Here is a 25,209-nt window from a genome sequence, read left to right as displayed (position 1 = left end):
GTTGGCTTGCTGTTTAATTTTCAAGGTTCACAAAATCTTCTTCTTTTGTTTTTGCCGCGTTTTTTTATCAGCGACATTTAATATCTTATCAACCGTGCCTCACTTTGTCAAGAACTTTTTAGAAAATATTTTAAAAAGATTTTCTGTATTTTAAAACCTCATATTTTCTCTTATATATAAAGAAGATAAATATTTAAATTTTAAAATTTTAGTTCTTTTCAACCTCCAATTTAAGATCAATTAAAAGCTTAAATTTTAACGGAGATTATTTGTGCGACGCTTATTATCTTATCAAGCTCTTTTTGCTTTGTCAAGAACTTTTTAAAATAATTTTATCGACCAAAAAATTAGTATCTATAACTTTTCAGCGACATACATTATCATAGCATCAATTCTTGTATTTGTCAAGAGTAAACAAGATTTTTTTAGAGGAATCACAAACGAAATTAATTTCGCTGCAACGTTTAATATAGTAACATTAAATTTAAATGTTGTCAAGAATTTAAAACAAAAAAATAAAAAAACACTCCATTGATTAATTTAAATTCAAGGGAGTGTTAAATTTTCTACTAATATTATATTATTTTAGTCATAATTTACTAGATTTCTATCTTATATATAGTTATTCTTGTATAGTTATTTGAATTATATATCCTGCTCTTAGTTAAAAATCTTTCTCCACATTCTAGTTATTATGTTAGCACGTTCTATTTCCGCTGCTGCAACTACATCTACAGTAGAAATTATTTTTTCTCCATTATATACAGTTAGTTCCCCAAGAACTCCTCCTTTTTCAATTGGAGCTGTAAGAGAATCCTTAACTTTAACTTCTTGAGAAATGTCTTTTTCTTGTCCTTTCTGCACCATAACATATAAATCTGATGCTACTTCACCCACAGCAACTTTATTTGCTGATTCAGCAATAGGTATATTTTGAATCTGATCACCTGCAGCTGCTATTTTTCTTTTAGAAAACGCATTAAAACCATAATCTAGAAGTCTTGTAGTTGATTCTTCTCTTTCTGTAAGAGTTTCTCCCTGTAAAACAACTGAAATTAAACGTGTATCTCCTTTTTTAGCGGTAGAAGCAAGACAGAAACCAGCTTCTTGTGTATGACCAGTTTTTAAACCATCCATACTGGGATATTTATTAATCAAACTATTTGTATTTACTAACATTGCTTTTCGATTTGGAAGTTGGATAGTTTCAGTCCATATAGAGGCCCATTCGAGAACTTGAGGATACTTAGATAATTCTTTTGCCATAATAGATATATCACGTGCTGTTGAATAATGGTTAGGATCCGGCAGCCCTGTTGAATTGACGAAATTAGTAGAATTCATTCCTAACTCTTGAGCTTTATCATTCATCATAGCAATAAAATTACTATATGTACCAGCAATATATTCTGCAATCGCTACACTTGCATCATTGCCAGAGGCAATTGTTACTGCTTTAAGCAATTTTTCTAACTCAACCTGAGTGTTAGCCTTTAAATAAATTTGTGAACCACCCATTGACTGAGCATATCGACTAATAGTTACCTTATCATCTAAAGAAATACTTCCTTCTTCTAATTTTTCCATAGTGATCAAAAGAGACATTATTTTAGTAATACTGGCCGGTGGTAATTTGCGGTCAGCATTTTTTTCAAATAAAACCTGTCCAGTTTCAACTTCTAATAATATGGCTGAATCAGTTGCAACATCAAAAGCTAAGACAGGAGTGACAAATACTAGGCTAAATAAAATACTAATTATTGAAATAGCAATAATACTTTTTTTCATTTGATGATCCTCCTCGTATAATATAATTATTCTTCTTTTTTAGCTTGATTCCAAAATTCGTCTAATTGTTCTAAGTTATAATCTTCAAAGTCATTATTATTTTTTTTCACTCTGTTTTCAATAAAAGCAAATCTATTTTTGAATTTAAGTATTGTCTTCAACAAAGCTATTTCTGGATTTATGTCATTAAACCGGGCAAAATTAACAACAGCAAAAAGCAGGTCTCCAATTTCAGATTCCAACTTATCCTTATCTTTTTTATCTAAATTTGACTGACTAAGCGTAGTGTTATCTGGATTTACAGCAATGATTTCTTTACATTCCGACAACTCTTCTTCAATCTTGTCTATAACTGGTCTTAAATCATTCCAATCAAAACCAACTTCAGCCGCAATTTTTTGAATATCATAAGCCTGATTCAAAGCACTTTGTCCCTGATTAAATTTATCAAGTAAAGAATTGAGTTGATTTTTTTTACCTTTTTCTTTTTGCTTGATTTTTTCCCAATTTTTTAATACTTCATCAGACCCACTAACATCTAGTTCTGCAAAAACATGAGGATGTCTTCTAATTAATTTCTCCCGCAGGACTTTTGCGACATCACCTAAATTAAAGTCATTTTTTTCATAAGCTATTTGAGATTCAAAAACAACCTGTAATAAAAGATCTCCTAATTCTTCTTTAAATGCAGGTATATCATTTTTTTCTAATGCCTCTACTACTTCATAAGCCTCTTCAATTATATTTTCCTTAATTGAATAGTAATCCTGTTTTTTATCCCAGGGACATCCACCAGGCCCTCTAAGTACCGCCATAACTTTTATTAATTGATCCAGTTCTTCTAAAATTTCATTTCTAATATCTTTTTCCAAAGCTATACCTCCTGCTTTTCTTTAAACAATCTATTAATTATCCTTTTTTAAAACACCAATTTTCACTAAACTGTCAGCTAACTTTTTCCCAAACATCGGCAGCATTGCTAAGTCATTATATTTTATTTCTTTAAATAAAAGTAATATTACAAAATAAAACAAAGCTGCAGCAGCTACAGTTACAAAAGTTGTAATTGAATAAGCAAAATCGACACTATTTTTTTCTAAAAAGACAAATAGATAATTGTAAAATATTTTAACAAAAACCCCCATTAAAAAAACCGAAGTAAATGGTTTTATAATCATTGCTTTAGCATCGATTCTAAATCCACTTTCTTTTCTTACATAATATAAGTTTAAAAAAGCTGCAATTGCAAAACCAGTACTTGTTCCTAAAGCAGCACCTCTAATTCCAAAAGATGGTATGGCTGTAAGTGTGTAGTTAATAACTGCATTAAAGACTGCTCCGACCATCAAGTTTTTAGCTGGAATAGAAGTCTTTCCAATTCCATTTAAAATACCAGTACTTGTTTGCTGTAAAGCAATGAAAAAAACCCCCCAGGAAACAAAACGCAGTGGTACTGCAGCTCCAGGTTCAGCAAAAATTATTTCTGTCAGAGGCTCAGCCAGCAAAAACAAGCCTGCTGCAGCTGGTAAAGAAATTAAAACTGTAAGTCTCAAAGCTGTTTGAGTGCGATACTGGATCAGTTTTTCCCTACCCAGAGTATAAGCTTCTGCAATTGCCGGAACAAGACTCGCTGATAAAGAGACTGTAATAATAGTTGGAAAGTTTACAAGCGGCATTGCTACAGCAGAAAACATGCCGTATAACTCAGTCGCTTCTCTGATCATGAAACCTGCATCCTGCAGACGATTAGGAACAAAAACTAAATCAACAAGACTCATTAAAGGCATTACTAATGCTCCAAGTGTGATTGGGACCCCTAATGAAACTATTTTTTGAACAACACTTTTTGAACTGAGTTCTACAGAATCATCCCCAGTCTCTAAAAAAGTAAATATTTTTTCTTTTCTCTTTGAATAAATAATTAATAAAATTATTAATCCACCAATGCCTCCACTCACAGCTCCAAAACTGGCTCCAGCAGCTGCAAAGTCTAAACCATAGGGTACTAATAATATAACTAATCCAATCATAGTAAACATCCGAATAAATTGCTCAAAAATCTGAGATTTTGCAGTTGGAACCATATCCTGCAGTCCTTGAAAAAAGCCACGATATGAAGCCATAATTGAAACTACAAAAATCGCAGGAGAAATTGCTAAAACTGCATAATATGATCTCGGATCAAGAGAAAGTAGTGAGATTAATGGTTTTGCTGATAAGGCCATGACAATCGAGATCAAAAGTCCAATAACAAAACTCATCTTTCTCGCTACTTTAAAGATTTTATATGCCTCTTTTTTTTTGCCAGCTGCAATTTTATCTGCAATTAACTTTGCCAGAGCCACAGGTATACCCGATCTAGAAACAACTAATAAAACAGTATAAATTGGATAGGCCATTTGATAAAGGCCCATCCCTTCAGCCCCAATAATTCTGGTTAAAATAACTCGATAACCAAAGCCCATTACTCTAGCTGCCAATCCTGCAGCTGTTAGAATGGCTGCTCCTTTAATAAAACTGCCTTTTTTTGTGTTTTCCGACATTTTTTCCACCCTTTAGTTCTTAAGTTTAAATAATGGCTAAGTTTAATATTGCTGATTTATATAATTGATTTATAGACTCTTTAAATATTTTAGCATTTTTAATAGTTGTTTATCAATATTTTCTGGGTCATCAATTTTAATTATAATTTGTGGTTTCTTGGCAGATTTAATTTTAATTTTCCTTTTATATTTTTGACTGAATTCTAAAAGCTTGCTGCCATCTACTACTTCAGCATTGATAAACTGACAAATAATTTTAGCATCTTTTTCTTTTATTAGATCAATGTTTAGTTCAAAAGCCAAAAACTTAAGTCTTGCAGCATTTATTAAACGCATAATTTCAATTGGTGGCTCCCCAAATCTATCTATCAATTCATCTACTGTATCTACTGCATCAGCTTCATTTTCTATTGATTTTATCTTTTTGTATATCTCAATTTTTCTAGCTTCATATTTAATATAATCATCAGGTATATAAGCATCTAAATTAAGATTAATTTCAACTTCAAATTCTTTTTGATCAGATTTACCTTTTAACTCTTCAATTGTGCCTTCTAATAATTTAGTATACAGGGAAAATCCAACTGCTGCAATATGCCCACTCTGTTCGGGGCCTAATAAATTTCCGGCCCCTCTAATTTCTAAATCTCGCATGGCAATTTTAAAACCTGAACCAAGAGTAGAAAACTCCTTAATTGCTTCCAATCTCTTTTCTGCGACTTCTGGTAAAACTCTATCTCTTTCATAAAGCAGATAGGCATAAGCAATCCTATTTGTTCGACCAACACGACCACGTAATTGATATAATTGTGATAGCCCCATTTTATCAGCATGGTTAATAATAATGGTATTAACATTTGGAATATCAAGACCTGTTTCAATTATCGTTGTACAAACTAAAATATCAAATTCATGATGATAAAAAGCATACATAACTTTTTCTAAACGATTTTCATTCATCTGCCCATGAGCAACAGCTATTTTTGCTTCAGGCATCAATTTTTGAAGCTTACCAGCCGTTTTTTCTATATCTTTAACCCGATTATGAACAAAATAGATCTGCCCTCTCCTAGCCAACTCTCTTCTAATAGCACTAGAGATCAACTCTTTATTATATTCCTTGATAAAAGTTCTGATTGGATATCTATTTTCAGGCGGTGTTTCGATTAAGCTCATATCCCTTACTCCAACTAAAGCCATATGAAGAGTTCGCGGAATAGGTGTCGCCGTTAAAGTTAAAACATCTACATTCTTTTTTAAATTTTTTAATTTTTCTTTGTGGGTAACTCCAAATCTTTGCTCTTCATCAATTATTAATAAACCTAAATCATCAAAAATAACATCTTTTGATAATATGCGATGAGTTCCAATCAAAATATCTATTTCACCTTTAATTAATTTTTTTAAAGTTTCCCTCTGTTCAGCTGCTGTATTAAATCTACTCAACATTCCAATTCTAACTGGAAATTCTTCAATTCTTTCAGAAAAAGTATTGAAATGTTGTTGGGCTAAGATTGTTGTTGGCACTAAAACAGCAGTCTGTTTACTATCTAATGCTGCTTTGAAAGCTGCTCTAATTGCTACTTCAGTTTTACCATATCCTACATCTCCACATAATAAACGGTCCATAGGTTCTTGGGATTCCATATCAGATTTCACTGCTTCAATAGCTTTTTTCTGATCAGGTGTTTCTTCAAATGGAAAAGCATCTTCAAACTCCTGCTGCCAGACATCATCTTCTGAAAACTGGTAGCCTTTTAAAGTTTCTCTTCTAGCATATAGTTCTAATAAACCAACAGCCATTTCTTCAACTGATTTCTGGACTTTTTCTTTTACTTTCTTCCAGTCGCTACTGCCTAATTTATATAATTTGGGTGATCCAGCATCTGAACCTATATATTTTTGGACCAAATCTATTTTTTCAGTTGGAACATAAAGTTTATCTTCTCCAGCATATTTTAAAACAAGGTAGTCTTTATGCTGGCCCTGAATTTCTAAGGTTTTAACTCCAAGATACTTTCCTATACCGTGATTTTCATGAACAACAAAGTCTCCGGCTTTTAAATCCTCAACACTATAAATTTCCACTCCATCTTCAAAATCTCCAATTTTTCTTTTTCTTTTCTGTTCATTACCAAAAACTTCTTTGTCACTAAAAACAGCAAGCTTTATGTCATCAAAAATAAAGCCCTCAGCTAAACTATCAGAAAAAATAACAATTCTACTTTCTTTAAAATTTTCACCAACAACCAGATTTTTTTCTTCTAAAAACATTTTTAATCTTCTTTTTTTACTGGCCGAATTTAAGGTGATAGCAATTTGATATTTTTTCTTTAATAATTCCACTAATTTTTCACTAAACAGTTCTAACTGCCCGTGAAAAGGTTCTAGAGGAGAGGTATTAAAATGAATATCATTCTCAATAACTTTATTGTGTTCAAATTCAGAATTAATATCTACTACCCTGTTTTTAGTGATTTCTCTTTTGAACTCTGATTCAGTAATAAAATTATCAAGATATTCTGGAAAAACCATTCCCTGCTCTAAAAGTCTGGTATGTGTCTCAACAATTTCTTGATAATGCGCATGAGTTAACTGCTTCATTTTTTGAGGTCGTACAGCAAAAATTATACTCTCTTCTAAATAATCAAAGAAATTAGCAGTCTTTTCATAGTAAAAAGGTAAAAATTGTTCAAAGCCTGGAAAGCGATGTTTTTCTTTCAAATTTTCCAACATTTTTTTAGCTTTTTCTTTTAAGTAAGCAGCTTCTTCTTGCTGATTATTTTCTACAAGTTCTGAAATTGCTTTTGAATAAGTATTTTCTAAGCTGGGATAAGCCCTTGCAACAACATCTTGGTCAATAACAATATTTGCAAAAGGAGGAACTGTGATCTGATTCACCCGCATTTTAGATCTTTGAGCAGTTAAATCAATTTTTCGAATTGAATCTATTTCATCTCCAAAAAGCTCAATTCTAAATGGTTGTTCATCAAGCAGTGTAAAAATATCAATAATTCCACCTCTAATGCTGTACTGACCTGGAGCTTCTACCATTTCTTCCCGTTTGTAACCAAGAGAAAAAAGTTTCTGCCTCAATTCTGGAATTGCAAGTTCTGTTCCTGTTTTAATATTTATGCTGCTATTTTTATAAATATCTTTAGGTGGAAGTTTTTTAAAGACTGCTGCTGGAGTAGTCAAGATAATTTTCTTTTTTTGATTGAGAGAAAAAACAAGTTCAGTTAAAACCTTAGTTCTTTCACTCATAGTTGTTAAATCGGGCATCAGCTGTTCATGAGGAAGTATTTCTTCTTCCGGAAAAACTAAAAAATTGTCTTTACCAATTAATCGAATTAAATCTTCCTGCATCTGCTGCAGATAATAATTATCTGGCAAAAAGAAAATTATATCTTTTTCCGTTTTCTTTAAAAAATTAACAGCAAAATAAGAAATCCTGCTGCCGCTTAAACCACTAATTGATTGTGCCGAAGCATTTATATTTTTCGCAATTTTTTTAAATTTTTGGTTTTCTAATAATAAATCTTTAAAATTCATCTTGATATTGCTCCTTAAAGCTGAGCTCTAAATACACTCATAATAAATTCAAATGACTACTATACCTATACACAATTATTTAAACTATTAAAAATGGCAAAATAGCCCCTACATAAGATGTACGGGCCTGTTTATCCATTATATTTGTTCATTGCTTTTGAAATGTTTTCTTTTAGCATTAACTCAACCGCTGAAGCGGCATCTTTAACAACTTTTTCTGAAACATCTTTTTCTTCTCCTTTAAAAGTTGTTAAAACAAAATCAGGAACTGGTATATTCTTTGGCGGTCTTCCAATTCCAATTTTTAATCTCTTAAAATTATCAGTACCTAAATTGTTAATAATGGACTTAATTCCATTATGACCACCACTGCCTCCACTTTGTTTGAATCTCATGCTTCCTAATTCAAGATCCAAATCATCATGAATAATCAGCAGATCTTCAGGTTCTATCCCAAAATAATCAAGAACTTTATAAATAGGTTGACCACTTTTGTTCATATATTTCATCGGCTGAAATATTATTATCTTTTCTCCACCAAAGAAAAAATCTCCAATTAAGCCGTCAAACTTATAACTGCTGTTAATTTTAAATCTGTCTGCCAATTCCGAAATAACCATAAATCCTATATTATGTCTGGTATAAGCATATTTCTCACCTGGATTACCAAGACCAGCAATTACTTTCAAGCTTCAAACCTCCATTAATGAATTGAAGCGCAGCCTAGCCGACCGCGCTCAACATCTTTTCTTTATTTATTCCCAATCCTTTGGTTCTTCCTCTTCTTCTTTTCCTTCTGTTCCTTCTTCGCCTTCTTCTTCTTCGCCAATTACTTCTGGCTCTAAGAATTCATCTTCCTCTTCTTCTACCTCTTCTTCAATAAGTTCAGTAGGTGTAACAACAGTTACAATAACTTCATCACTGTCAGTTACCAGATCAATTCCTTCGGGAAGATCAAGATCAACTACAGATAAAGATTGTCCAACTTCAAGTTCAGAAATATCAATTGTGATTTCTTCTGGAATTTCAGCAGGTAGTGCATCAATTTCAATTTCACGTAATAACTGCTGTAACACTCCACCATCTCTAACACCAACAGCATCTCCTTCTAAGTGCATTGGCACAGAAACAGTAATTTTTTCGTCCATAGAAATAAACTGAAAATCTACATGCAGTAGATTCTGCTTAATTACATCTTTCTGATAATCTTTAATAATTACAACTGCTTCATCATCTTCTCCTTCTCCATCTTCTCCGACAAAAGTCAGATCAAAGATAGCATTAGACTGGAGAAGCTTTTCAATATTTTGTGGATCCAACTTAATAGATCTTGGATCATTTCCTCTTCCATAAACAACACCAGGAATAAGTCCGTTTCTTCTTATTTTACGGGCTGCTCCCTTTCCAGTTTCAGTTCTTAGTTCAGCTTCAATAGAATGTCTCTCCATGACTATCCTCTCCTTGCATAAATTAAATTTTAAGCCAGATTTATTCATAATACTGGCAGGTCTGCTTTAAATAAGACATAACAAATTTTATTATAACATCAAAGCCCATTTTGAGCAAGTGTTTTAGAAAATTTATTTAAAATAATACGCTAACAGATAAATCTTTGAAAATTCTATCAATCGCTTCTCCAACTAAAGGAGCAACAGAAAGTACTTCAAGGTTATCAAGGTCGTGTTCTTTTTGAGCTATGGTATTAGTCACAATAATTTTACTAATTGGTGCATTTTTTAATCTTTCAACAGCCGGACCTGAAAATAGAGCATGAGTTCCACAAGCATATACATCTTTTGCCCCTTTTTCTTTCAAAACTTTGGCTGCTGCTGTAATAGTACCAGCAGTATCAACTATATCATCAAGTAAGATTACATTTTTTCCCTCTACCTCACCAATAACATTCATTACCTCTGCTACATTAGGTTTAGGCCGTCTCTTATCTATAATTGCCATTGGAATATCAAGGGTTTCAGCAAAAGAACGAACTCTTTTAACTGATCCAACGTCTGGGGCCACAGCAATTAAATTAGATTGGTCCATATTCTTAAAATAATCAACCATTATTGGAGAAGCATATAAATGATCAACAGGAATATCAAAAAACCCCTGTATCTGAGGTGCATGAAAATCAATGGATAAAACTCTGCGAGCACCTGCTTCTGTCAGCAAATTTGCAACTAGTTTTGATGTAATTGGGTCACGGGGACTGGCCTTTCTATCCTGACGAGCATAACCATAATATGGTATAACCGCTGTAATTCTTCTAGCAGAAGCTCGCCTCAGGGCATCTATAATTATCAACAGCTCCATTAAATTTTCATTAACAGGAGGTGAAGTCGGTTGAATCACAAAAACATCTGCCCCTCTAACAGTTTCATGAGTTCTAACCGCAATTTCTCCATCTTTAAACCTTGTCACATCAGCATTAACTAGCTCTGTACCTAGATAATCACATAAATCTTGAGCTAATTGCGGATGTGAATTACCAGCAAATATTTTTAATTGTTCACTATAACTGGACATTTTTTGCCCCCCCGGCTTATTTATTCTCATAATTTAAGTTTCCTTGTTCTTTGATTTATAGATACGAGCTGGAACTCCCATTACGGTATCTCCTGGATTTATATTTTTAGTTACGACTGAACCAGCTGCTGTTTTAGCTCCATCTCCAATAGTTAAAGGAGCAATCAAAATTGAATCACTACCAATAAAAGCATCTTTTCCAATAATAGTTCTAGATTTTTTTTGACCATCATAGTTAGCAAAAATTGTCCCAGCACCAATATTAGTACCCTCTCCTATTTCAGCATCACCTGCATAACAAAGATGTGGTACTTTTGCTCCACTTTTGACAGTTGTCTTTTTAAGTTCTACAAAATCACCAATTTTACAATTATCTTCTACTGCAGATCCCGGACGCAAATAAGCAAAAGGACCAACATTTGTATTTGATCCAACTTTACTGTCCTTAATTACAGTATTTGATCGTATATTAACATTATCTGCAATAACTGCATCTTTCAATTTGCAATTTTGATTAATTACCGTATTTGCTCCAATCTTAGTTCTTCCCTCTAAATAATTAAAAGGATAAATAGTAACATCCTGAGCAATTTCAACCTCAGAATCTATAAAAGTTGTATCAGGATCAATAATAGTTACTCCATTAGTTAAATGCTGATCAATAATTCTACTTCTTAATATTTTTTCTGCTTCAGCCTGCTGTTTCCTTGTATTAATACCTATTATTTCATTTGAATTTTCTACAACATATGTATTGATTTTTTTATTTTTTTTGACTGCATATTCTATAATATCTGTTAGATAATATTCTCCTTGAGCATTGTCATTATCCATATTACTTAAAAACTCTTTTAAGAGTTTGCTGTCAATACAGTTAACACCACTATTAATTTCTTTAATTTTTTTAGTTTCAAAGTCAGCATCTTTTTCTTCTACAATTGCTGATAAGTTTCCATCTTTATCCTTTACAATCCTACCATAACCTTCAGGATTATCAAAAACAGCAGTCATCACTGTTAAATCAGATCTGCTTTCTTCGTGTTCTTTTACAAATTCAGCAATACTTTCTTTTTTTAAAAGCGGAGTATCCCCATAAAGAATTAAAACCGGACCTTCATGTTTTTCAATATATTTTTCTGCCTGAAGTACAGCATGACCGGTACCTAACTGTTCAGATTGAATTACATAATTCAAATCCCATTTGTCTAAATCTTCTAATTCAGCCTGAACCTCATTTTTTTGGTATCCAATAACATTAACAATTTTACTATTTAAACCATCTAAAGTGTTAAGTACGTGTTTAATTATTGCTTTACCAGCAACTGGATGCAAAATTTTAATTTTATCTGACTTCATTCTAGTGCCTTCACCGGCTGCTAGAATAATGCTTAAAAGATCTGACATCTATAATATCCTCCTCATAATAGCAATCAATCTTTAACTTTATTCAATCACAAATCAACTCATAAAAAGACATAAAAAAACCATTTTGCCTCTTTAATCGCTTGAAGTATAACAGAGAAAATAACTTTTGTCAAGATATCAAATTTTTAAAAAAGATGAAGCAAATTAAATAAAAATAACACTACAGCAAATCTAAAGTAGTGTTATTTTTATAAAGTATTTGATATATTTTATAATTAAGCAGTTTCTAATAACTCATTAAACTTTTCTAAAACCTCGTTTTCTATTAGATCTCTTAACTTAGTGGAAATTGGGAAACAGATATCTTGATAGTTTCCATTCCTTTTTCTTCGTGCAGGCATAGACAGGAAAGTTCCGTTTTTTCCTTCAACCACCCGCATTTCACGAATCACAAAAGCATCATCAAAAGTCACCGTAGCATAAGCCTTGACCAAACTTCCATTAATATTGACTGGGAAAACTCTAACATCTGTAATTTCCATAAATACACCGCCTTTGGAATTTTTTGTTAATACCAGTATAATTCCAAATTTTGTAATTGTCAAGAGTTATTTGTGATTTTTTTAATAAATTTCCAAAGCTCATCCTCGGCTGGTAAAGAAAATTCTTCCATTGCTCTATTTTTCTCGATATAACTCCCTTTTTCAATAATTCTGCCAACTTCGATTAATTGAATTCCTTTTTCAGCAAATATTGATTCTAAATCATTGTCTGAAGCAGCTGCAATTAACATTGCACCTGAAGAAATTAAACCAGCTGGATCAATATTTAAATTTTTACAGATATCAGCTATTTCATCTTTCACCTGAAATTTATCTGCTTCAATTACATACCCAAGTCCAGAAGCTGATGCCATTTCAGCAACAGCACCATATACTCCACCTTCAGTCACATCATGCATAGCTTTAACTCCATTTTTTCTAGCTATCCTGCTTTCGGGAATAACACTTAAAAGATTTAAATAGTTAGATGCTTTACCTATAGAATCTTTACTCACACCATGGTCAAGCAAATAATCTTCATAATCATTAGCTAAAATATAACAGCCTTCGATCCCCATTCCTTTTGTAATATATAGACGATCACCAACTTCAGCAGATGCACTAGAAGTTAATTCCTCTTTGACTGCTTTCCCTAAGGCCGTCACTGTAATTATTGGTTTTTGAACAAGGTCAGTAATTTCAGTATGGCCGCCTAAAACTTCAATGTCCATTGCTTTAGCAGTTTCAACAATTTCCTGCATTAGCTTTTCTGCTTTGTCTTCACCTAAACTAGGAGGTAATAAAAAAACCACCTGAATACCAAAAGGCTCAGCTCCAGCTGCTGCTATATCATTACAAGATACATTAACTGCAATAAAACCAGCATTTTTTTCTGCACCTGTTATTGGATCAGATGATACAACTAACAATGAATCCCCTAAATCAACTACGGCACTGTCTTCTCCTTCACCTGCAGGTATTAAAACATCTGACCTAAAATGATCAATTTTATTTAATATTACTTTTTTTAAATTATTTCCTGCTAATTTACCAATTTCCAAAATATCACTTCCTAAAATAATTATCAAGGTGGTGAGATAGCGGAATCGCTAGAACTCCACCGATCAGCATTTGAGCAAAATCTATTCCAATTTCAGGCAGCACAACTGCCCAACTCAACAAAAACGCTTTTGCCAGAGCATAACCAATAATCATCACATTCCCACCAACAATTATTGCAAAAATCTTTCTATCAATTTTTTGTTCTTTATCTTGGCTTGCAATTTTACCAACCAGTAAACCCTCTAAGCCCTTGATTACAAAAGTGAAAGGAGCCCAGATTGAATAACCTAAAATTATATCCATTAATGCAGAACCAAATCCACCAGCAATCCCGCCAGCCTTAGCTCCAAAAGTTAAGGCGATTGTATAAATTGCCACCTCACCCAGGTTAAAATACGAACTGCTGGGGCTAGGAATATGTAGATATGTTGCTACAGCAGTAAAAGCAATAAACAGAGCTAAAAACGATAATGATCTGGTATCTAAACTTCGTAATTTAATTTTTTTTAAATGCTCTTGTATATTTTCTCTACCTTCCATGGTATTTATCCCTCCGGTTAAACTTTAATATGTACTTAAATACTGATCAATTTCCCAGTTGTGAACCTGTTTTTTATAAATTGACCACTCAATTCGCTTTGCTTTAACAAGATGATTAAAGATGTGCTTCCCAAGAGATTCCCTCATAAATTTACTTTCCTGGAAATATTTAAGAGCCTCTTCCATAGAAGCTGGAAGGCTATTAATTCCTCTTGCTTTTCTTTCTTTATAACTCATTTCATAAATATTATCAGTTGTCTGCTCGCCTGGGTCTATTTTGTTTTTAATTCCATCTAAACCAGCTCTAAGCATTACTGCAGTTGCCAAATACGGATTTGCTGCAGGATCAGGATTTCTAAGTTCTAGACGAGTTCCATTACCTCTAGCAGATGGCACTCTAACTAAAGCACTGCGGTTTTGAGTCGACCATGAAATATAAACAGGAGCCTCATAACCAGGAACTAACCTCTTATATGAATTAATAGTAGGATTTAAAATTGCTGTAGTTTCTTTAGCATGTTTTAATAATCCACCTATGTAATAATATGCAATTTCACTTAAACCAAATTCATCATTTGGATCATAAAAAGCATTTTTCCCATCTTTATATAATGATTGATGAACATGCATTCCAGAACCACTTTCACCATATATTGGCTTTGGCATAAAAGTAGCATGTAAATTATGCTGTAATGCTATAATTTTAGTTACAAATTTAAAAGTTGCTATATTATCAGCTGTTCTTAAGGCAGGAGTATATTTAAAATCAATTTCATGCTGCCCGGGTGCAACTTCATGATGAGCAGCCTCTACTTCAAAGCCCATTTTTTTGAGAGCTAAAACTGTATCACGACGTGCTTCACCACCTAAATCAACTGGAGAAAGATCAAAATATCCTCCTTTATCATGGGTATTAGTCGTAGGATCACCATCTTTATCTTTTTCAAATAAGAAAAATTCTGGCTCAGGGCCAGCAAACATATCATAACCGATTTCTTTAGCTTCTGCTATTGCTCTTTTCAAAGTACCTCTAGGACAACCAACAAAAGGTTCACCATTCGGTAAATAAATATCACACATCATTCTTGCAGTACAGCCCCCACTAGTTTCCCAGGGAAAAATTGCAAATGTATCATAATCTGGTTTAAGGTACATATCAGATTCATGAATACGTGTATACCCTTCAATAGAAGAACCATCAAACATAATCTTACCATCAAGTGCTTCCGGGAGCTGTTCAATTGTAATTGCAACATTCTTTATAATACCTAAAATATCCACAAACTGCAGCCTAATAAACTCAACATTTTTTTCATCAGCTAACTGCAAAATCTTCTCTCTACTATACTTTTCCACTTATTCTTCCTCCTCTTTAAATCCTTTACTGTTACTTCGGGAAAGCCTTTTAATTAGTTCAGAACGGTTTGAAACAGGAAAAAGAGAATCTAACTTCACATCTGAATAATCAAATTCATTTTCATAATCAAATTCATACTGCCCATTGGTTTGAGTTTCAGGAGCCCTTAATTTTGATCTAACTGTTTCAATACTATTTCCTGCAGTAATAAGGTCTTTGATTTTTAACAATCTTTCTATATCATTTTCAGAGAAAAGACGCTGATTACCCCTGCTGCGTCCGGGAAAAACCAAATCCTGCTGATCATAATAACGAATCTGTCGTGAACTCAATCCTGTTTTTTCTTTTGCTTCTTTCATGGTAATATTTTTTTTCGCTTTCATCCTAATCACTGCTCCCAAAGTCTAATAATTATTGGCAAAAGTATAACACGAAAAATATCTCATGTCAATCTCATGTTAGCTTTTATTGTGTGATATTTTATTTAATATTTATCAATTGTTTTTACAACTGTTACAAAATCATTCTTCCGCGGCCATTTTGCAGCAACTTTTTCTGCCTCTTTACGGGTACTATAAATTGAAAAAATCGTTGGTCCACTACCGGAAAGCATAGTAAATTTTGCCTTTGTATTTTTGAAAATATCTTTTATCTCAATAATTTCAGGACAAATTTTTTCAGCAGCTGCTTTTAAATCATTTTTAAAATCTAAATTCCAATTTATTTTATTATCATTTTTAAGATTATCTAAAATTGCTTCAAAGTCTGAGTCATATCTTTTCTCTAATTGATCATAAAGCTTATATACCTTTGGTGTAGAAATTTTAAATGAGGGTGTTACAACAACCAAATATTTTTCTCCAATAAAGGGTAGTTCTTCTATAATTTCGCCTTTACCAGAAGCATAAACTGTACCGCCTTCAAGACAGTAAGGTGCGTCAGACCCTATTATTTCTAACCTTTTTCTCATACTTTCATAATTCATCCTTTTTTTAAAAAGCTGATGTAACCCCTTTAAAACTGCAGCAGCATCTGTGCTGCCACCAGCCAGTCCAGCTGCTATCGGTATATTTTTTTCTATATAAATTTCTACTCCCTCACTAATTTCTGGATGATCTTCAAAAAATATTTCAGCTGCCTGATAAGCAAGATTTTCTTCATCAGTTGGTAGATCTACATGTGATGTTTTTACAACAATACCACCACTTTTTTTCTTTAATTTTATTCTATCTGCAAGACTTATACTCTGCATTATCATCTGCAGTTCATGATATCCATCCTCTCTTAATCCTTTAATATATAAAGCAAGATTTATTTTTGCAGGTGCTTTTAAATAAATTTCTCTCATTCTAATCCCCCAAATTTTATTTTATTAGATAAATTTATAGAATACTATTTAAATAGCTTCAAGATTATGATAACATTATAAATAGCTTCAAGATTATGATAACATTATTTGATATAATTTGACTCTAAGTCAAGTTTATTTTTATTGATTATATTTTGAAAGGAGTTTAAAAAATTGAAAATTAATCAAATGATCAAATCAGCTTTATTTGCTGCTCTAACAGCGATTTCTGCCTATCTGATAATTCCAATAGGCCCGGTTCCTATAACTTTACAAACTCTTTTTGTTTTACTTTCCGGTAAGCTGCTGGGTAAAAAATATGGTGTTCTTGCTCAAATTACATATCTATTATTGGGTGCTTTTGGATTACCAATATTTTCTGGAGGTCGAGGTGGACTTGGAGTTTTACTTGGTCCAACTGGTGGATTTTTAATTAGTTTCATACCCGCAGCTTGGATAGCTGCTCATTCTTTTGCTGATAAGAAAAAAAATTTTTTGATTTTAATAGCTGCTGTTCTAAGTAATTACATTATTGGTTCTTTCTATTTTTCTTTCATAACTTCAACACCCCTGATAGCCGCCTTTACTATGACTGTACTCCCCTTTATTCCAGGAGACTTATTCAAAATAATTGTTGTCTTAATTTTAGCTCCTGTAATCAAAAAAAGAATTAATTAGAAACAAAAGAATTTCCACCTTGATAATCAAGGTGGATTTTTAATCTCTTACAGATAACCAAAAAAGATTTTATTCTTTTAATAATATCATCTAAAAGGCAAATTTTTAAAATTAAAAATCCTCATTCTTATCTGCGGCATAAAATAAAATGACTGGTGATTAAGCAATAGATAAATCAAATATCCAGCTGCTAAAATAATTATTGTGGGTACAATAAACCAGAATTTAGTTTTCTGCAGTAAAATATGAAAACCAAAAATAATTAATAATACCGGCCAGTAGCTGCGTAAAAAGAAAAAAATATTGAAATTATATTTACCTAAACTGTCTCCTAAGAAAATTATCCCAGCAAAAATTAAAATTAAAGCAATCAAACTACGATCTCTATTATCTGTCATCATTATCACCCTTGAGCAATAAAAGACCTGCAGCAATTAAAATTAACGGCCAATATTTTTCCCAGTATAATTCTGGAATCCAAATATCTATAAGAAAAATTGAGCCAACTATAATCATTATGAAAGCAAATAATTTACGTCTGTTGCTATCTGACTTATTATTTTTTTGATATTTTTGATAGTATTCCTCTTCACTTTTCTTTTCAGAAGTTGAAGTGAAATTCTCCTGTTTTTCTTCCCTGGTATTTTCTATATAATAATCATCAGGCATTTTATATTCATTTTTAATAGGTTCTTCAGACATAATAAGCCAGGCAATAATATATGCAATTAAACCCACTCCCTGAAATAAAAATATAAATAAAACTGCTAGTCTAATAAGTGAAGAATCGACACCAAAATAATCAGCTAAGCCTCCACAAACACCCGCTATCATCCTATCATTTCTTGAGCGATATAATTTTTTACTCATAAGCAGTCATCCTTTCTAATTGCTTCATATCTTTAAACCTTTATTTTAGAATTATTGATTTTTAAATTTATTTATCACTGTTTATAGTATCGCAGATTTAAAGTCTGATGTCAAAGAAAAAAGTCGGGCAGGTCCCGACTTCTAGCAGTCTTTATTATATTTATTAACTGGAAATTTTATCACAGGCTCAGATCTAATTCAATTAAAATGAATTTCACATAAAAAAACACACCCATTTCAATGGGATACATCTTTTGGGTATTCTTGATAGAATTTTTCTACACTAAATGTATTATTCTAATTCAGTCCATTTCCCTGTTTTCATATAAACTGTACGTTCACAGATATTGGTTGAGTGATCTCCTATTCTTTCTAAAAAGCGGCTGATAAAAAGCAAGGAGGTCCCCTGTTTAATTGTTTCCCTATTTTTTTTCATAACTTCTAAAAGTTCAAAGTTAATTTGTTCATCTAAATTATCAATTTCTTCATCTCGAGCTGCTATTTCTTTTGCTTTAACAATATCCATATTGACAAAAGCCTCTAAACTATCTCTTAACATTTTTACGACTATATCTCTCATCTTTGGTAGATCCTGCATTTCTTTAATTAATGGTTGAGCACCAATTTCTTTTACCTTATAGGCAATATTGGAAGCATTATCACCAATTCTTTCTAAATCCGTTACCAATTTAGAAATAACAATAATTTTTCTTAAATCAATTGCTACCGGCTGCTGAAGGGCAATTAAACGAGTGCATTTTTCTTCTATATTAAGTTCATAGTTATCTATGATATCATCATTTTTTATAACTTCATCTGCTAGTTTAAGATCTTTATTAATCAGTGCCTCTATACTTTGACTAATGCTTTCTCCAACAAAACTACCCATTTTCAACATTTCTTTTTCCAAACTCTTTAATTCAGTATGAAAACTCTTACGAGAATCATTCATTTTTATTCCTCCTCAAAGCTGTCAATCTTAATTTTATAGACAGCTGTTATCATCATAATATTTTTTAGTTAATTTTAACCAAAACGTCCTGTTATATAATCTTCAGTTCTCTGATCAGATGGGTTTTCAAATATTTTATCTGTTTTATCATACTCTACCAGCTCACCCATCAAGAAAAATCCAGTCATATCAGAAACACGAGCAGCCTGCTGCATACTGTGAGTTACAATAACTATACTATATTCATTTTTTAATTCTCCTATTAAATCTTCAATCTTTGCTGTAGCAACAGGATCCAAGGCCGAAGCTGGCTCATCCATTAAAAGGACTTCTGGTTTAACAGCTAAAGCACGAGCAATACACAAACGCTGCTGCTGCCCCCCAGATAAACTGAGAGCAGATGAATCAAGTCGATTCTTTACTTCATCAAATAATGCTGCTTTCTTTAAACTTTCAATTACAATTTCCTCCAATTTTATCTTATCTGTTATTCCATGGATTTTAGGGCCATAGGCCACATTTTCAAATATTGATTTTGGAAAAGGATTAGGCTGCTGAAAAACCATTCCGATTCTTTTTCGTAAATTTACAACATCTATATTTTCCTGATAGATACTTTCTCCATCAAATAAGATATTCCCTTCAAGTCTTGTCCCCTCAATTAAATCATTCATTCTATTGATAGTCCTTAAAAAAGTTGACTTACCACAACCGGATGGTCCGATTAGGGCAGTAACCTTATTTTTTTCTATATTCATACTAATATTTTCTAAAGCCTGAAAATCATCATAGAAAAAATCTACATTTTTAACTTCTAACACATTTTGATTTGACATTAATTATCCTCCTCTATTTCCGGCTATATCTATAACGAATAAAAGTTGCCAGTCCGTTTAAAATAAATAATAAAATTAGTAAAAGCAAACTACCACTGGCAGCTACCAGTTCAAATTCAGCTTTCGGTAATGAAGTCCAGTTGAATATCTGAATTGGAATCACTGTAAAACTGTCCATAATTCCCTGGGGAGTAAACATTACAAAGGTTAAGGCCCCCATCATAATTAAAGGTGCAGTTTCACCAATTGCTCTCGAGATAGCCAGAATAAAACCGGTCAAAATTGACGGTAGCGCTGAAGGTAATACTACTTTATAAACTGTATGCCAGTGATTTGCTCCCAGGGCATAAGAAGCATTACGCAGTGAATTAGGTACACTTCTTAGGGCTTCCTGAGCAGATACAATCACTACTGGCAGCACCAACAAACTCAAAGTTAAAGCTCCAGCTAACACACTTCTACCCATATTTAAGTATCTCACAAAAACTCCAAGTCCCAGCATTCCATAAATGATCGAAGGAATTCCAGCCAGATTAGCTATATTTAACTTAATTAAATCTGTCAACTTATTTTTAGGGGCATATTCTTCTAAATAAATTGCTGTTGCAGTTCCTACAAAAAATGTAATCGGGATCATTAAACCTATTACATAAATAGTTCCGAATAAGCCGGCCTTAATTCCTGCTTTGGCAGGAAAGCGAGAATCAAAACGGGTAAAAAATTCCCAGTCCAGCATGATTATACCTTTAGAAACAATGTCGTAAATTAATGCAGCCAGAACAACCAGACCCAAAGAAATAAAGATTAAGAATATAACTTTAAAGATCTTATCAGTCAGCATTCTTTTTTTCTTAAGACTAATCATTATTGATATACCTCCCTATATTTCTTTAAAATTAGATGACTTATTATATTCAAGCTTAGGGTCATTAAAAATAGTAATAATCCAACTGCAAAGATTGTGTAATATGATAAAGATCCAACCGGGGTATCTCCCATACTAATCTGGACAATAAATCCGGTCATGGTCTGGATTGGTTTTAAAAAGCTTGAGGTAAGCTGCGGCCTCATACCGGCTGCTATAGCTACAATCATTGTCTCACCAATGGCTCTTGAAATAGCCAGAATAAAAGATGAGATTATTCCAGATAAAGCTGAAGGAACCATTACTCTGGATGCCACCTCAAAACGGGTTGAACCCATAGCATAAGCACCTTGTCTGATGCTTTCTGGCACAGCATTTAAAGCATCTTCACTTAAAGAAATTACCATTGGCAGTATCATAATACCTACTGCTATACTAGCACTTAAAGCATTAAAAGTTTGTATATTTGGGAAAATCGGTTTTAAAATATTTGGGGTAATAAAAGTTAAAGCAAAGTATCCATAAACAACTGTCGGAACACCTGCTAAAATCTCCATTATTGGCTTGATAATTTTACTAAATCTGCTAGAGGAATATTCAGTTAAATAAATTGCACTACCAAGACCAACTGGAATAGCGATTACAGCAGAACCTACAGTAATCATCATTGTACCTGCAACCAGCGGCAGCACTCCATAGGATTTGTTGGGTTCAATTAAGGGATTCCAGTTAGTTCCTGTTAAAAAATCAAAAATCTGTATCTCTTTAAAAAAGTGAAAAGAATCAGTCAGTAAAATTACTATAATACCGATAGTTGTAATTAAAGATACCAGTGTGGTTAAAATTAAAATATAATTAACCAGTCCATTTTTATTATTTTTAGAATTCATGTAGCGTATTTTAGGATCAAAAAACAAAGATGTCCAACTTTTTTTATTTTTGTTTTTCAAATCTGACATTTAAAAACCACCTTTCTATAAATTTATGAAAGTTTAAACTGCATAAAAAGGGGCATTTATAGCCCCTTTTGTCAGCAATCTATATTTAATTATATTAATTTTTTACTTTGCTAATTTTTCAACCTTAGCTAATGCTTCCTCATAAGATGGAAGTGGTGCATATCCAGTCTGAGGAACGATTTCAGGAGCATTCTCAAAATAGAACTTTAAGAAAGCCTCTACTTCTGGACGCTGAACAGCTGAATTTTTAGCGTACACAAATAATGGCCTGGCAAGTGGTGTATATTTATTTGATGCAATAGTTTCTCGATTTGGGAGAACTCCATTTACTGCAACAGCTTTCAGAGAATCACTATTTTCTTCATAGTAGGCATAACCAAAATATCCAAGTGCATATTTGTTGCCAGAAATACCTCTAACTAATACATTGTCATCTTCACTGGCTGTGAAATCTGAACGACTTGCTCCACTTTTACCATTAATTACTTCAGTAAAGTAATCAAAGGTACCTGAGTCTGCACCAGGACCATAAAGGTCTATTTCTTCATCTGGCCACTCATCTCTGATATCACTCCAAGTTTCAACACTGGAATTTGGTTCCCAGACCATCTTTAATTCTTCAACAGTCATGTCATTTGCCCAGTTATTTTCCGGATTAACTGCAACTGTAATTCCATCATAACCAACAATAAATTTAGTAAATTCAATTCCATTTTCAGCTGCTATTTCTGCTTCAGATTTTTTGATTTCACGAGATGCATCACTTAAATCTGTTTCACCAACATTAAACTTGGCAAAACCTCCACCTGTACCAGAAACACCAACAGTAACTCTTACCCGAGGATATTCGTATGAAAATTCTTCTGCCATTGCCTGAGTTATGGGGTAAACCGTACTGGAACCGTCAATTTTAATTGTTCCTTTCAGCTCCTGTGCAGCTGCACCTGCAGGAAATACTGCCATAACTAAAAGTGCAAAAACAAAAAATAGTGTTGTAACTTTTCTCATTAATTTTTCCCCCTTAAGGAATTTTTATTTTTTCTTTAATTTTTCTTTAACTTGACTCTGATTAAATAATAACAGGTGAATGTTACAGCAGTATGTCACTTATGTTAACAAAATGTAAACAAAGAAAAAACCGCCCCAAAAGAGCGGTTTAATTTGCATTAGTATTTTGTTTTAATTTAATATTAGCATCAGCATTCATTTAATTTAATTATAAACAATTCCTTATTTGTGTTCGTGATCATGATGGGAGTCTTGGGGATTAATTGCCTGGCTAATTTTTTTATTAACCTTTGACATTAATTTGCTGAAAGACTGCTGTTTCTGCATAAATGATTTTATTTTCTCGTTTTCCCACATTGTTTTCTGCAGAGATGACATTTCTTTTTTAAATTTCTCATCTTGTTTATTCTGATCAATTTTCTTTTGTAAAGCCTCAACTTTTTCAACTAATTCTGCAGCTCTTTTATCTGAATCCATTACTTTTTCGGCTTTTGCCATTCCTTCATATTCTTCTGATTCTAAAATTGCATCAGCCAGTTTTTCCGCTTTTCTTATTACTTTCGACATTAATAAAACCTCCATTTGATCATGCGACTTTATCTTAAAAGTTTTCATTTTTGTAGATTATAATCATGATTAGGTACACTAAATAATTTTTAAAATATATTCTATAATAACTTATACTAAGAAATCAATTTTTTTATTTCATCTACAGTAGCTACCCTACCTTTAATCTTAATCTCTCCATCAATTGCAATTGCAGGTGTACTCATTATACCTGCAATTGCAATTTCTTTCATGTCTTCGACTTTAACTATTTCCGCATCAACACCTGTTTCTGCCAAAGCTTTTTTAGCATTATCAGCTAAACTAACACAATTTTTGCATCCTGGTCCATAAATAGTAATTTCCATAATAACACTCCTCAAATTTTAATTTTTAATTTAATTGTTCTCTATCATATATAATATCTTTTTTGTATCTGATATTAATATATTTTAAACCAAACTCATAATAAAGTTAAACATATAGCCAACACCAATTATTGAAATTCCAACAACAGTTACAAAAACAGTAATTAATTTTGGTTTTATAACTTTACGTAAGATAATCAATGCTGGTAAAGATAAAGCTGTAGTTGCCATCATAAAACTTAAAGCAGTTCCCAGAGCAACTCCCTTACCCATCAAGGCTTCTACAATTGGAATTGTTCCAACAGCATTAGCATAAAGTGGTATTCCTACAATTACAGCGGCGATAACAGAGAGCGGGTTATTTGGTCCAGCATATTCTGCTAATAATTCTGCAGGTGCATAACCATGAATTGCAGCTCCAATTCCAATCCCAATTATAACATATTTCCAGACTCGGCTCACAATTTCTTTTACTTCTCCTTTAGCAAAATTAATTCTGTCACTCCATTCAAGTTCTTCAATTTCACTTTCTTCAGAGCTGATCTGATAAACATATTCTTCTACATGTTTTTCCATTCCTAAAGCTTCAATTACAAGTCCACCTATTATCCCAACTAAAATTCCGCTGACAAGATAGAGTGTTCCAATTTGCCAGCCAAAAATTGTATAAAGCATCACAAGCGCTACCTCATTTACAATTGGTGAAGTAATTAAAAATGAAAATGTAATTCCCAATGGAATACCTGATTCTACAAAACCAATAAAAATCGGTACAGAAGAACAAGAACAAAATGGTGTCACAACCCCAAGCAGTGAGGCCATTATATGTCCAGTTATTTTTCGATAATTACTTAATAATTTTTTTGTTTTTTCTGGTGGAAAATAACTTCTGATAATTGAAATAAAAAAGATCATTATAGATAATAAAAAAATAATCTTTGTTGTATCATAGAAGAAAAAGTGAACTGATTCTCCAAGTCTTGTCTCTGCTTCCAGCCCAAATAAATTATATGCTACTAAATCAGCAAATTTTGCAAACATTAGCAACATCCCCTCTCTTTATTTTCAGTTCTAATTTCCGCTGCAGTATCTAAATTATTTATTTTATTTTCGAGATCCTCTAATTCTAATTCAGATAATGAACTAGCTTTTAAAGATATTAAGTTCGCTAAAAAACTATCATATACACTTCTATCGATAGAGTAATAAATCAATTTTCCACTTTTATCTTCATTTAAGAGATTCAATTCTTTAAAATAACTTAAGTGTTGGGATACACTAGATTGAGATTTATCTAATAATTCCTGCAGCTGACACACACAAAACTGACTATCTAATAACAATTTTAAGATTTTTAAACGATTCTCATCAGCTATACATTTTAAAAAGTTAAGTAATTTTTTCATAAGCACTTCCTTTGATTCATATTAATATTAACTAATGTGATTATATAGTAATATTTTTCTCGTGTCAAATTTTAATTTTAATTTTTATCAGTTATTTT

At 32.3% G+C, this 25,209-nt stretch carries 26 protein-coding genes; 1 reads left to right on the top strand and 25 read right to left on the bottom strand.

All coding sequences use genetic code 11. The annotated features are described in order from the left end of the window. Nucleotides 1-660 precede the first annotated feature (660 nt). The 14 genes from C7954_RS08475 to ispE all read right to left on the bottom strand — a co-directional run bounded on the left by C7954_RS08475 (nucleotide 661) and on the right by ispE (nucleotide 16,623). On the bottom strand, nucleotides 661-1,788 hold the full coding sequence (locus C7954_RS08475; protein ID WP_073160353.1) for a D-alanyl-D-alanine carboxypeptidase family protein: 1,128 nt from the start codon (nucleotides 1,786-1,788) through the stop codon (nucleotides 661-663). A 26-nt stretch (nucleotides 1,789-1,814) separates the two neighbouring features. Further along, complete coding sequence (gene mazG / locus C7954_RS08470; protein ID WP_073160355.1) at nucleotides 1,815-2,660, bottom strand: nucleoside triphosphate pyrophosphohydrolase; 846 nt, start codon at nucleotides 2,658-2,660, stop codon at nucleotides 1,815-1,817. A 33-nt stretch (nucleotides 2,661-2,693) separates the two neighbouring features. After that, nucleotides 2,694-4,331 carry a putative polysaccharide biosynthesis protein gene (locus C7954_RS08465; protein ID WP_134059540.1) on the bottom strand — a complete coding sequence of 546 codons (1,638 nt, stop codon included), beginning with the start codon at nucleotides 4,329-4,331 and terminating at the stop codon, nucleotides 2,694-2,696. A 69-nt stretch (nucleotides 4,332-4,400) separates the two neighbouring features. Next, nucleotides 4,401-7,883, bottom strand: a complete 3,483-nt coding sequence (gene mfd / locus C7954_RS08460; protein WP_134059536.1) for a transcription-repair coupling factor — start codon at nucleotides 7,881-7,883, stop codon at nucleotides 4,401-4,403. A 131-nt stretch (nucleotides 7,884-8,014) separates the two neighbouring features. Continuing rightward, a complete protein-coding gene (pth, locus tag C7954_RS08455) occupies nucleotides 8,015-8,572 on the bottom strand; it encodes an aminoacyl-tRNA hydrolase (RefSeq protein WP_073160362.1) in 558 nt (185 codons plus the stop codon). 66 nt (nucleotides 8,573-8,638) lie between these two features. After that, the gene (locus C7954_RS08450; RefSeq protein ID WP_073160364.1) at nucleotides 8,639-9,331 is read right to left on the bottom strand and encodes a 50S ribosomal protein L25/general stress protein Ctc; all 693 of its coding nucleotides are present in this window, start codon (nucleotides 9,329-9,331) and stop codon (nucleotides 8,639-8,641) included. 136 nt (nucleotides 9,332-9,467) lie between these two features. Beyond that, on the bottom strand, nucleotides 9,468-10,409 hold the full coding sequence (locus C7954_RS08445; RefSeq protein ID WP_073160366.1) for a ribose-phosphate diphosphokinase: 942 nt from the start codon (nucleotides 10,407-10,409) through the stop codon (nucleotides 9,468-9,470). 33 nt (nucleotides 10,410-10,442) lie between these two features. Continuing rightward, on the bottom strand, nucleotides 10,443-11,813 hold the full coding sequence (gene glmU, locus C7954_RS08440; RefSeq protein ID WP_073160368.1) for a bifunctional UDP-N-acetylglucosamine diphosphorylase/glucosamine-1-phosphate N-acetyltransferase GlmU: 1,371 nt from the start codon (nucleotides 11,811-11,813) through the stop codon (nucleotides 10,443-10,445). A gap of 236 nt (nucleotides 11,814-12,049) precedes the next feature. Beyond that, nucleotides 12,050-12,316: a SpoVG family protein gene (locus C7954_RS08435; RefSeq protein ID WP_073160370.1), complete on the bottom strand. Its 267-nt coding sequence runs from the start codon at nucleotides 12,314-12,316 to the stop codon at nucleotides 12,050-12,052. 59 nt (nucleotides 12,317-12,375) lie between these two features. Next, nucleotides 12,376-13,377 carry an AIR synthase family protein gene (locus C7954_RS08430; RefSeq protein ID WP_073160408.1) on the bottom strand — a complete coding sequence of 334 codons (1,002 nt, stop codon included), beginning with the start codon at nucleotides 13,375-13,377 and terminating at the stop codon, nucleotides 12,376-12,378. A 4-nt stretch (nucleotides 13,378-13,381) separates the two neighbouring features. Continuing rightward, nucleotides 13,382-13,918: an ECF transporter S component gene (locus C7954_RS08425; RefSeq protein WP_073160372.1), complete on the bottom strand. Its 537-nt coding sequence runs from the start codon at nucleotides 13,916-13,918 to the stop codon at nucleotides 13,382-13,384. A gap of 24 nt (nucleotides 13,919-13,942) precedes the next feature. Continuing rightward, the gene (gene glnA, locus C7954_RS08420) at nucleotides 13,943-15,274 is read right to left on the bottom strand and encodes a type I glutamate--ammonia ligase (RefSeq protein ID WP_073160374.1); all 1,332 of its coding nucleotides are present in this window, start codon (nucleotides 15,272-15,274) and stop codon (nucleotides 13,943-13,945) included. Next, nucleotides 15,275-15,658 (bottom strand): MerR family transcriptional regulator, encoded by a 384-nt coding sequence (locus tag C7954_RS08415; RefSeq protein WP_073160376.1) that lies wholly within the window; start codon nucleotides 15,656-15,658, stop codon nucleotides 15,275-15,277. 101 nt (nucleotides 15,659-15,759) lie between these two features. Next, a complete protein-coding gene (gene ispE / locus C7954_RS08410; RefSeq protein WP_134059533.1) occupies nucleotides 15,760-16,623 on the bottom strand; it encodes a 4-(cytidine 5'-diphospho)-2-C-methyl-D-erythritol kinase in 864 nt (287 codons plus the stop codon). Between the two features lie 174 nt (nucleotides 16,624-16,797). Between ispE and C7954_RS08405 the strand changes: the two genes are divergently transcribed. Then, nucleotides 16,798-17,301 carry a biotin transporter BioY gene (locus tag C7954_RS08405; RefSeq protein WP_081374619.1) on the top strand — a complete coding sequence of 168 codons (504 nt, stop codon included), beginning with the start codon at nucleotides 16,798-16,800 and terminating at the stop codon, nucleotides 17,299-17,301. Nucleotides 17,302-17,387: 86 nt separating this feature from the next. On the opposite strand, the gene C7954_RS08400 is transcribed toward C7954_RS08405, so the two are convergent. From C7954_RS08400 to C7954_RS08350, 11 genes are all read right to left on the bottom strand, one after another. Further along, complete coding sequence (locus C7954_RS08400; RefSeq protein WP_243833662.1) at nucleotides 17,388-17,702, bottom strand: LiaI-LiaF-like domain-containing protein; 315 nt, start codon at nucleotides 17,700-17,702, stop codon at nucleotides 17,388-17,390. Then, entirely contained in the window at nucleotides 17,689-18,171 is a 483-nt protein-coding gene (locus C7954_RS08395) for a PspC domain-containing protein (protein ID WP_073160380.1), read from the bottom strand. Before C7954_RS08395 ends, C7954_RS08400 begins: the two co-directional genes overlap by 14 nt. 292 nt (nucleotides 18,172-18,463) lie before the next feature. Then, nucleotides 18,464-19,123, bottom strand: coding sequence for a phosphate signaling complex protein PhoU (gene phoU / locus C7954_RS08390; protein WP_073160382.1), 660 nt, complete (start codon nucleotides 19,121-19,123; stop codon nucleotides 18,464-18,466). A gap of 74 nt (nucleotides 19,124-19,197) precedes the next feature. After that, on the bottom strand, nucleotides 19,198-19,959 hold the full coding sequence (gene pstB / locus C7954_RS08385) for a phosphate ABC transporter ATP-binding protein PstB (protein WP_073160384.1): 762 nt from the start codon (nucleotides 19,957-19,959) through the stop codon (nucleotides 19,198-19,200). Between the two features lie 13 nt (nucleotides 19,960-19,972). Continuing rightward, nucleotides 19,973-20,824 (bottom strand): phosphate ABC transporter permease PstA, encoded by an 852-nt coding sequence (gene pstA / locus C7954_RS08380; protein WP_073160386.1) that lies wholly within the window; start codon nucleotides 20,822-20,824, stop codon nucleotides 19,973-19,975. After that, nucleotides 20,824-21,783, bottom strand: a complete 960-nt coding sequence (gene pstC / locus C7954_RS08375; RefSeq protein WP_073160388.1) for a phosphate ABC transporter permease subunit PstC — start codon at nucleotides 21,781-21,783, stop codon at nucleotides 20,824-20,826. Before pstC ends, pstA begins: the two co-directional genes overlap by 1 nt. Before the next feature lie 102 nt (nucleotides 21,784-21,885). Next, nucleotides 21,886-22,791, bottom strand: coding sequence for a PstS family phosphate ABC transporter substrate-binding protein (locus C7954_RS08370; protein WP_073160390.1), 906 nt, complete (start codon nucleotides 22,789-22,791; stop codon nucleotides 21,886-21,888). A gap of 222 nt (nucleotides 22,792-23,013) precedes the next feature. Beyond that, a complete protein-coding gene (locus C7954_RS08365; protein ID WP_073160392.1) occupies nucleotides 23,014-23,358 on the bottom strand; it encodes a YlbF/YmcA family competence regulator in 345 nt (114 codons plus the stop codon). A gap of 116 nt (nucleotides 23,359-23,474) precedes the next feature. Next, nucleotides 23,475-23,705, bottom strand: coding sequence for a thioredoxin family protein (locus tag C7954_RS08360; RefSeq protein WP_073160394.1), 231 nt, complete (start codon nucleotides 23,703-23,705; stop codon nucleotides 23,475-23,477). 84 nt (nucleotides 23,706-23,789) lie between these two features. Next, the gene (locus C7954_RS08355) at nucleotides 23,790-24,746 is read right to left on the bottom strand and encodes a permease (protein ID WP_073160396.1); all 957 of its coding nucleotides are present in this window, start codon (nucleotides 24,744-24,746) and stop codon (nucleotides 23,790-23,792) included. Beyond that, nucleotides 24,746-25,111, bottom strand: coding sequence for an ArsR/SmtB family transcription factor (locus tag C7954_RS08350; protein WP_133618250.1), 366 nt, complete (start codon nucleotides 25,109-25,111; stop codon nucleotides 24,746-24,748). The genes C7954_RS08355 and C7954_RS08350 overlap by 1 nt, the downstream gene beginning before the upstream one ends. Nucleotides 25,112-25,209 lie beyond the last annotated feature (98 nt).

The organism is Halanaerobium congolense (assembly GCF_004366375.1).
In the GTDB taxonomy this organism is placed as follows: Bacteria; Bacillota; Halanaerobiia; order Halanaerobiales; family Halanaerobiaceae; genus Halanaerobium; species Halanaerobium congolense.
The sequence above is the reverse complement of the archived record's forward strand: the minus strand, read 5'-3'. Positions and strand labels throughout refer to the sequence as shown.

Bases quoted from the DNA above. Each gene is read 5' to 3' on its own strand.
- C7954_RS08475 (WP_073160353.1), bottom strand. From the start codon at position 1,788: ATGAAAAAAAGTATTATTGCTATTTCAATAATTAGTATTTTATTTAGC.
- C7954_RS08465 (WP_134059540.1), bottom strand. From the start codon at position 4,331: ATGTCGGAAAACACAAAAAAAGGCAGTTTTATTAAAGGAGCAGCCATT.
- mfd (WP_134059536.1), bottom strand. From the start codon at position 7,883: ATGAATTTTAAAGATTTATTATTAGAAAACCAAAAATTTAAAAAAATT.
- C7954_RS08450 (WP_073160364.1), bottom strand. From the start codon at position 9,331: ATGGAGAGACATTCTATTGAAGCTGAACTAAGAACTGAAACTGGAAAG.
- C7954_RS08445 (WP_073160366.1), bottom strand. From the start codon at position 10,409: ATGTCCAGTTATAGTGAACAATTAAAAATATTTGCTGGTAATTCACAT.
- glmU (WP_073160368.1), bottom strand. From the start codon at position 11,813: ATGTCAGATCTTTTAAGCATTATTCTAGCAGCCGGTGAAGGCACTAGA.
- C7954_RS08435 (WP_073160370.1), bottom strand. From the start codon at position 12,316: ATGGAAATTACAGATGTTAGAGTTTTCCCAGTCAATATTAATGGAAGT.
- C7954_RS08425 (WP_073160372.1), bottom strand. From the start codon at position 13,918: ATGGAAGGTAGAGAAAATATACAAGAGCATTTAAAAAAAATTAAATTA.
- C7954_RS08415 (WP_073160376.1), bottom strand. From the start codon at position 15,658: ATGAAAGCGAAAAAAAATATTACCATGAAAGAAGCAAAAGAAAAAACA.
- ispE (WP_134059533.1), bottom strand. From the start codon at position 16,623: ATGAGAGAAATTTATTTAAAAGCACCTGCAAAAATAAATCTTGCTTTA.
- C7954_RS08400 (WP_243833662.1), bottom strand. From the start codon at position 17,702: ATGATGACAGATAATAGAGATCGTAGTTTGATTGCTTTAATTTTAATT.
- C7954_RS08395 (WP_073160380.1), bottom strand. From the start codon at position 18,171: ATGAGTAAAAAATTATATCGCTCAAGAAATGATAGGATGATAGCGGGT.
- phoU (WP_073160382.1), bottom strand. From the start codon at position 19,123: ATGAATGATTCTCGTAAGAGTTTTCATACTGAATTAAAGAGTTTGGAA.
- pstB (WP_073160384.1), bottom strand. From the start codon at position 19,959: ATGTCAAATCAAAATGTGTTAGAAGTTAAAAATGTAGATTTTTTCTAT.
- pstA (WP_073160386.1), bottom strand. From the start codon at position 20,824: ATGATTAGTCTTAAGAAAAAAAGAATGCTGACTGATAAGATCTTTAAA.
- pstC (WP_073160388.1), bottom strand. From the start codon at position 21,783: ATGTCAGATTTGAAAAACAAAAATAAAAAAAGTTGGACATCTTTGTTT.
- C7954_RS08370 (WP_073160390.1), bottom strand. From the start codon at position 22,791: ATGAGAAAAGTTACAACACTATTTTTTGTTTTTGCACTTTTAGTTATG.
- C7954_RS08365 (WP_073160392.1), bottom strand. From the start codon at position 23,358: ATGTCGAAAGTAATAAGAAAAGCGGAAAAACTGGCTGATGCAATTTTA.
- C7954_RS08360 (WP_073160394.1), bottom strand. From the start codon at position 23,705: ATGGAAATTACTATTTATGGACCAGGATGCAAAAATTGTGTTAGTTTA.
- C7954_RS08355 (WP_073160396.1), bottom strand. From the start codon at position 24,746: ATGTTTGCAAAATTTGCTGATTTAGTAGCATATAATTTATTTGGGCTG.
- C7954_RS08350 (WP_133618250.1), bottom strand. From the start codon at position 25,111: ATGAAAAAATTACTTAACTTTTTAAAATGTATAGCTGATGAGAATCGT.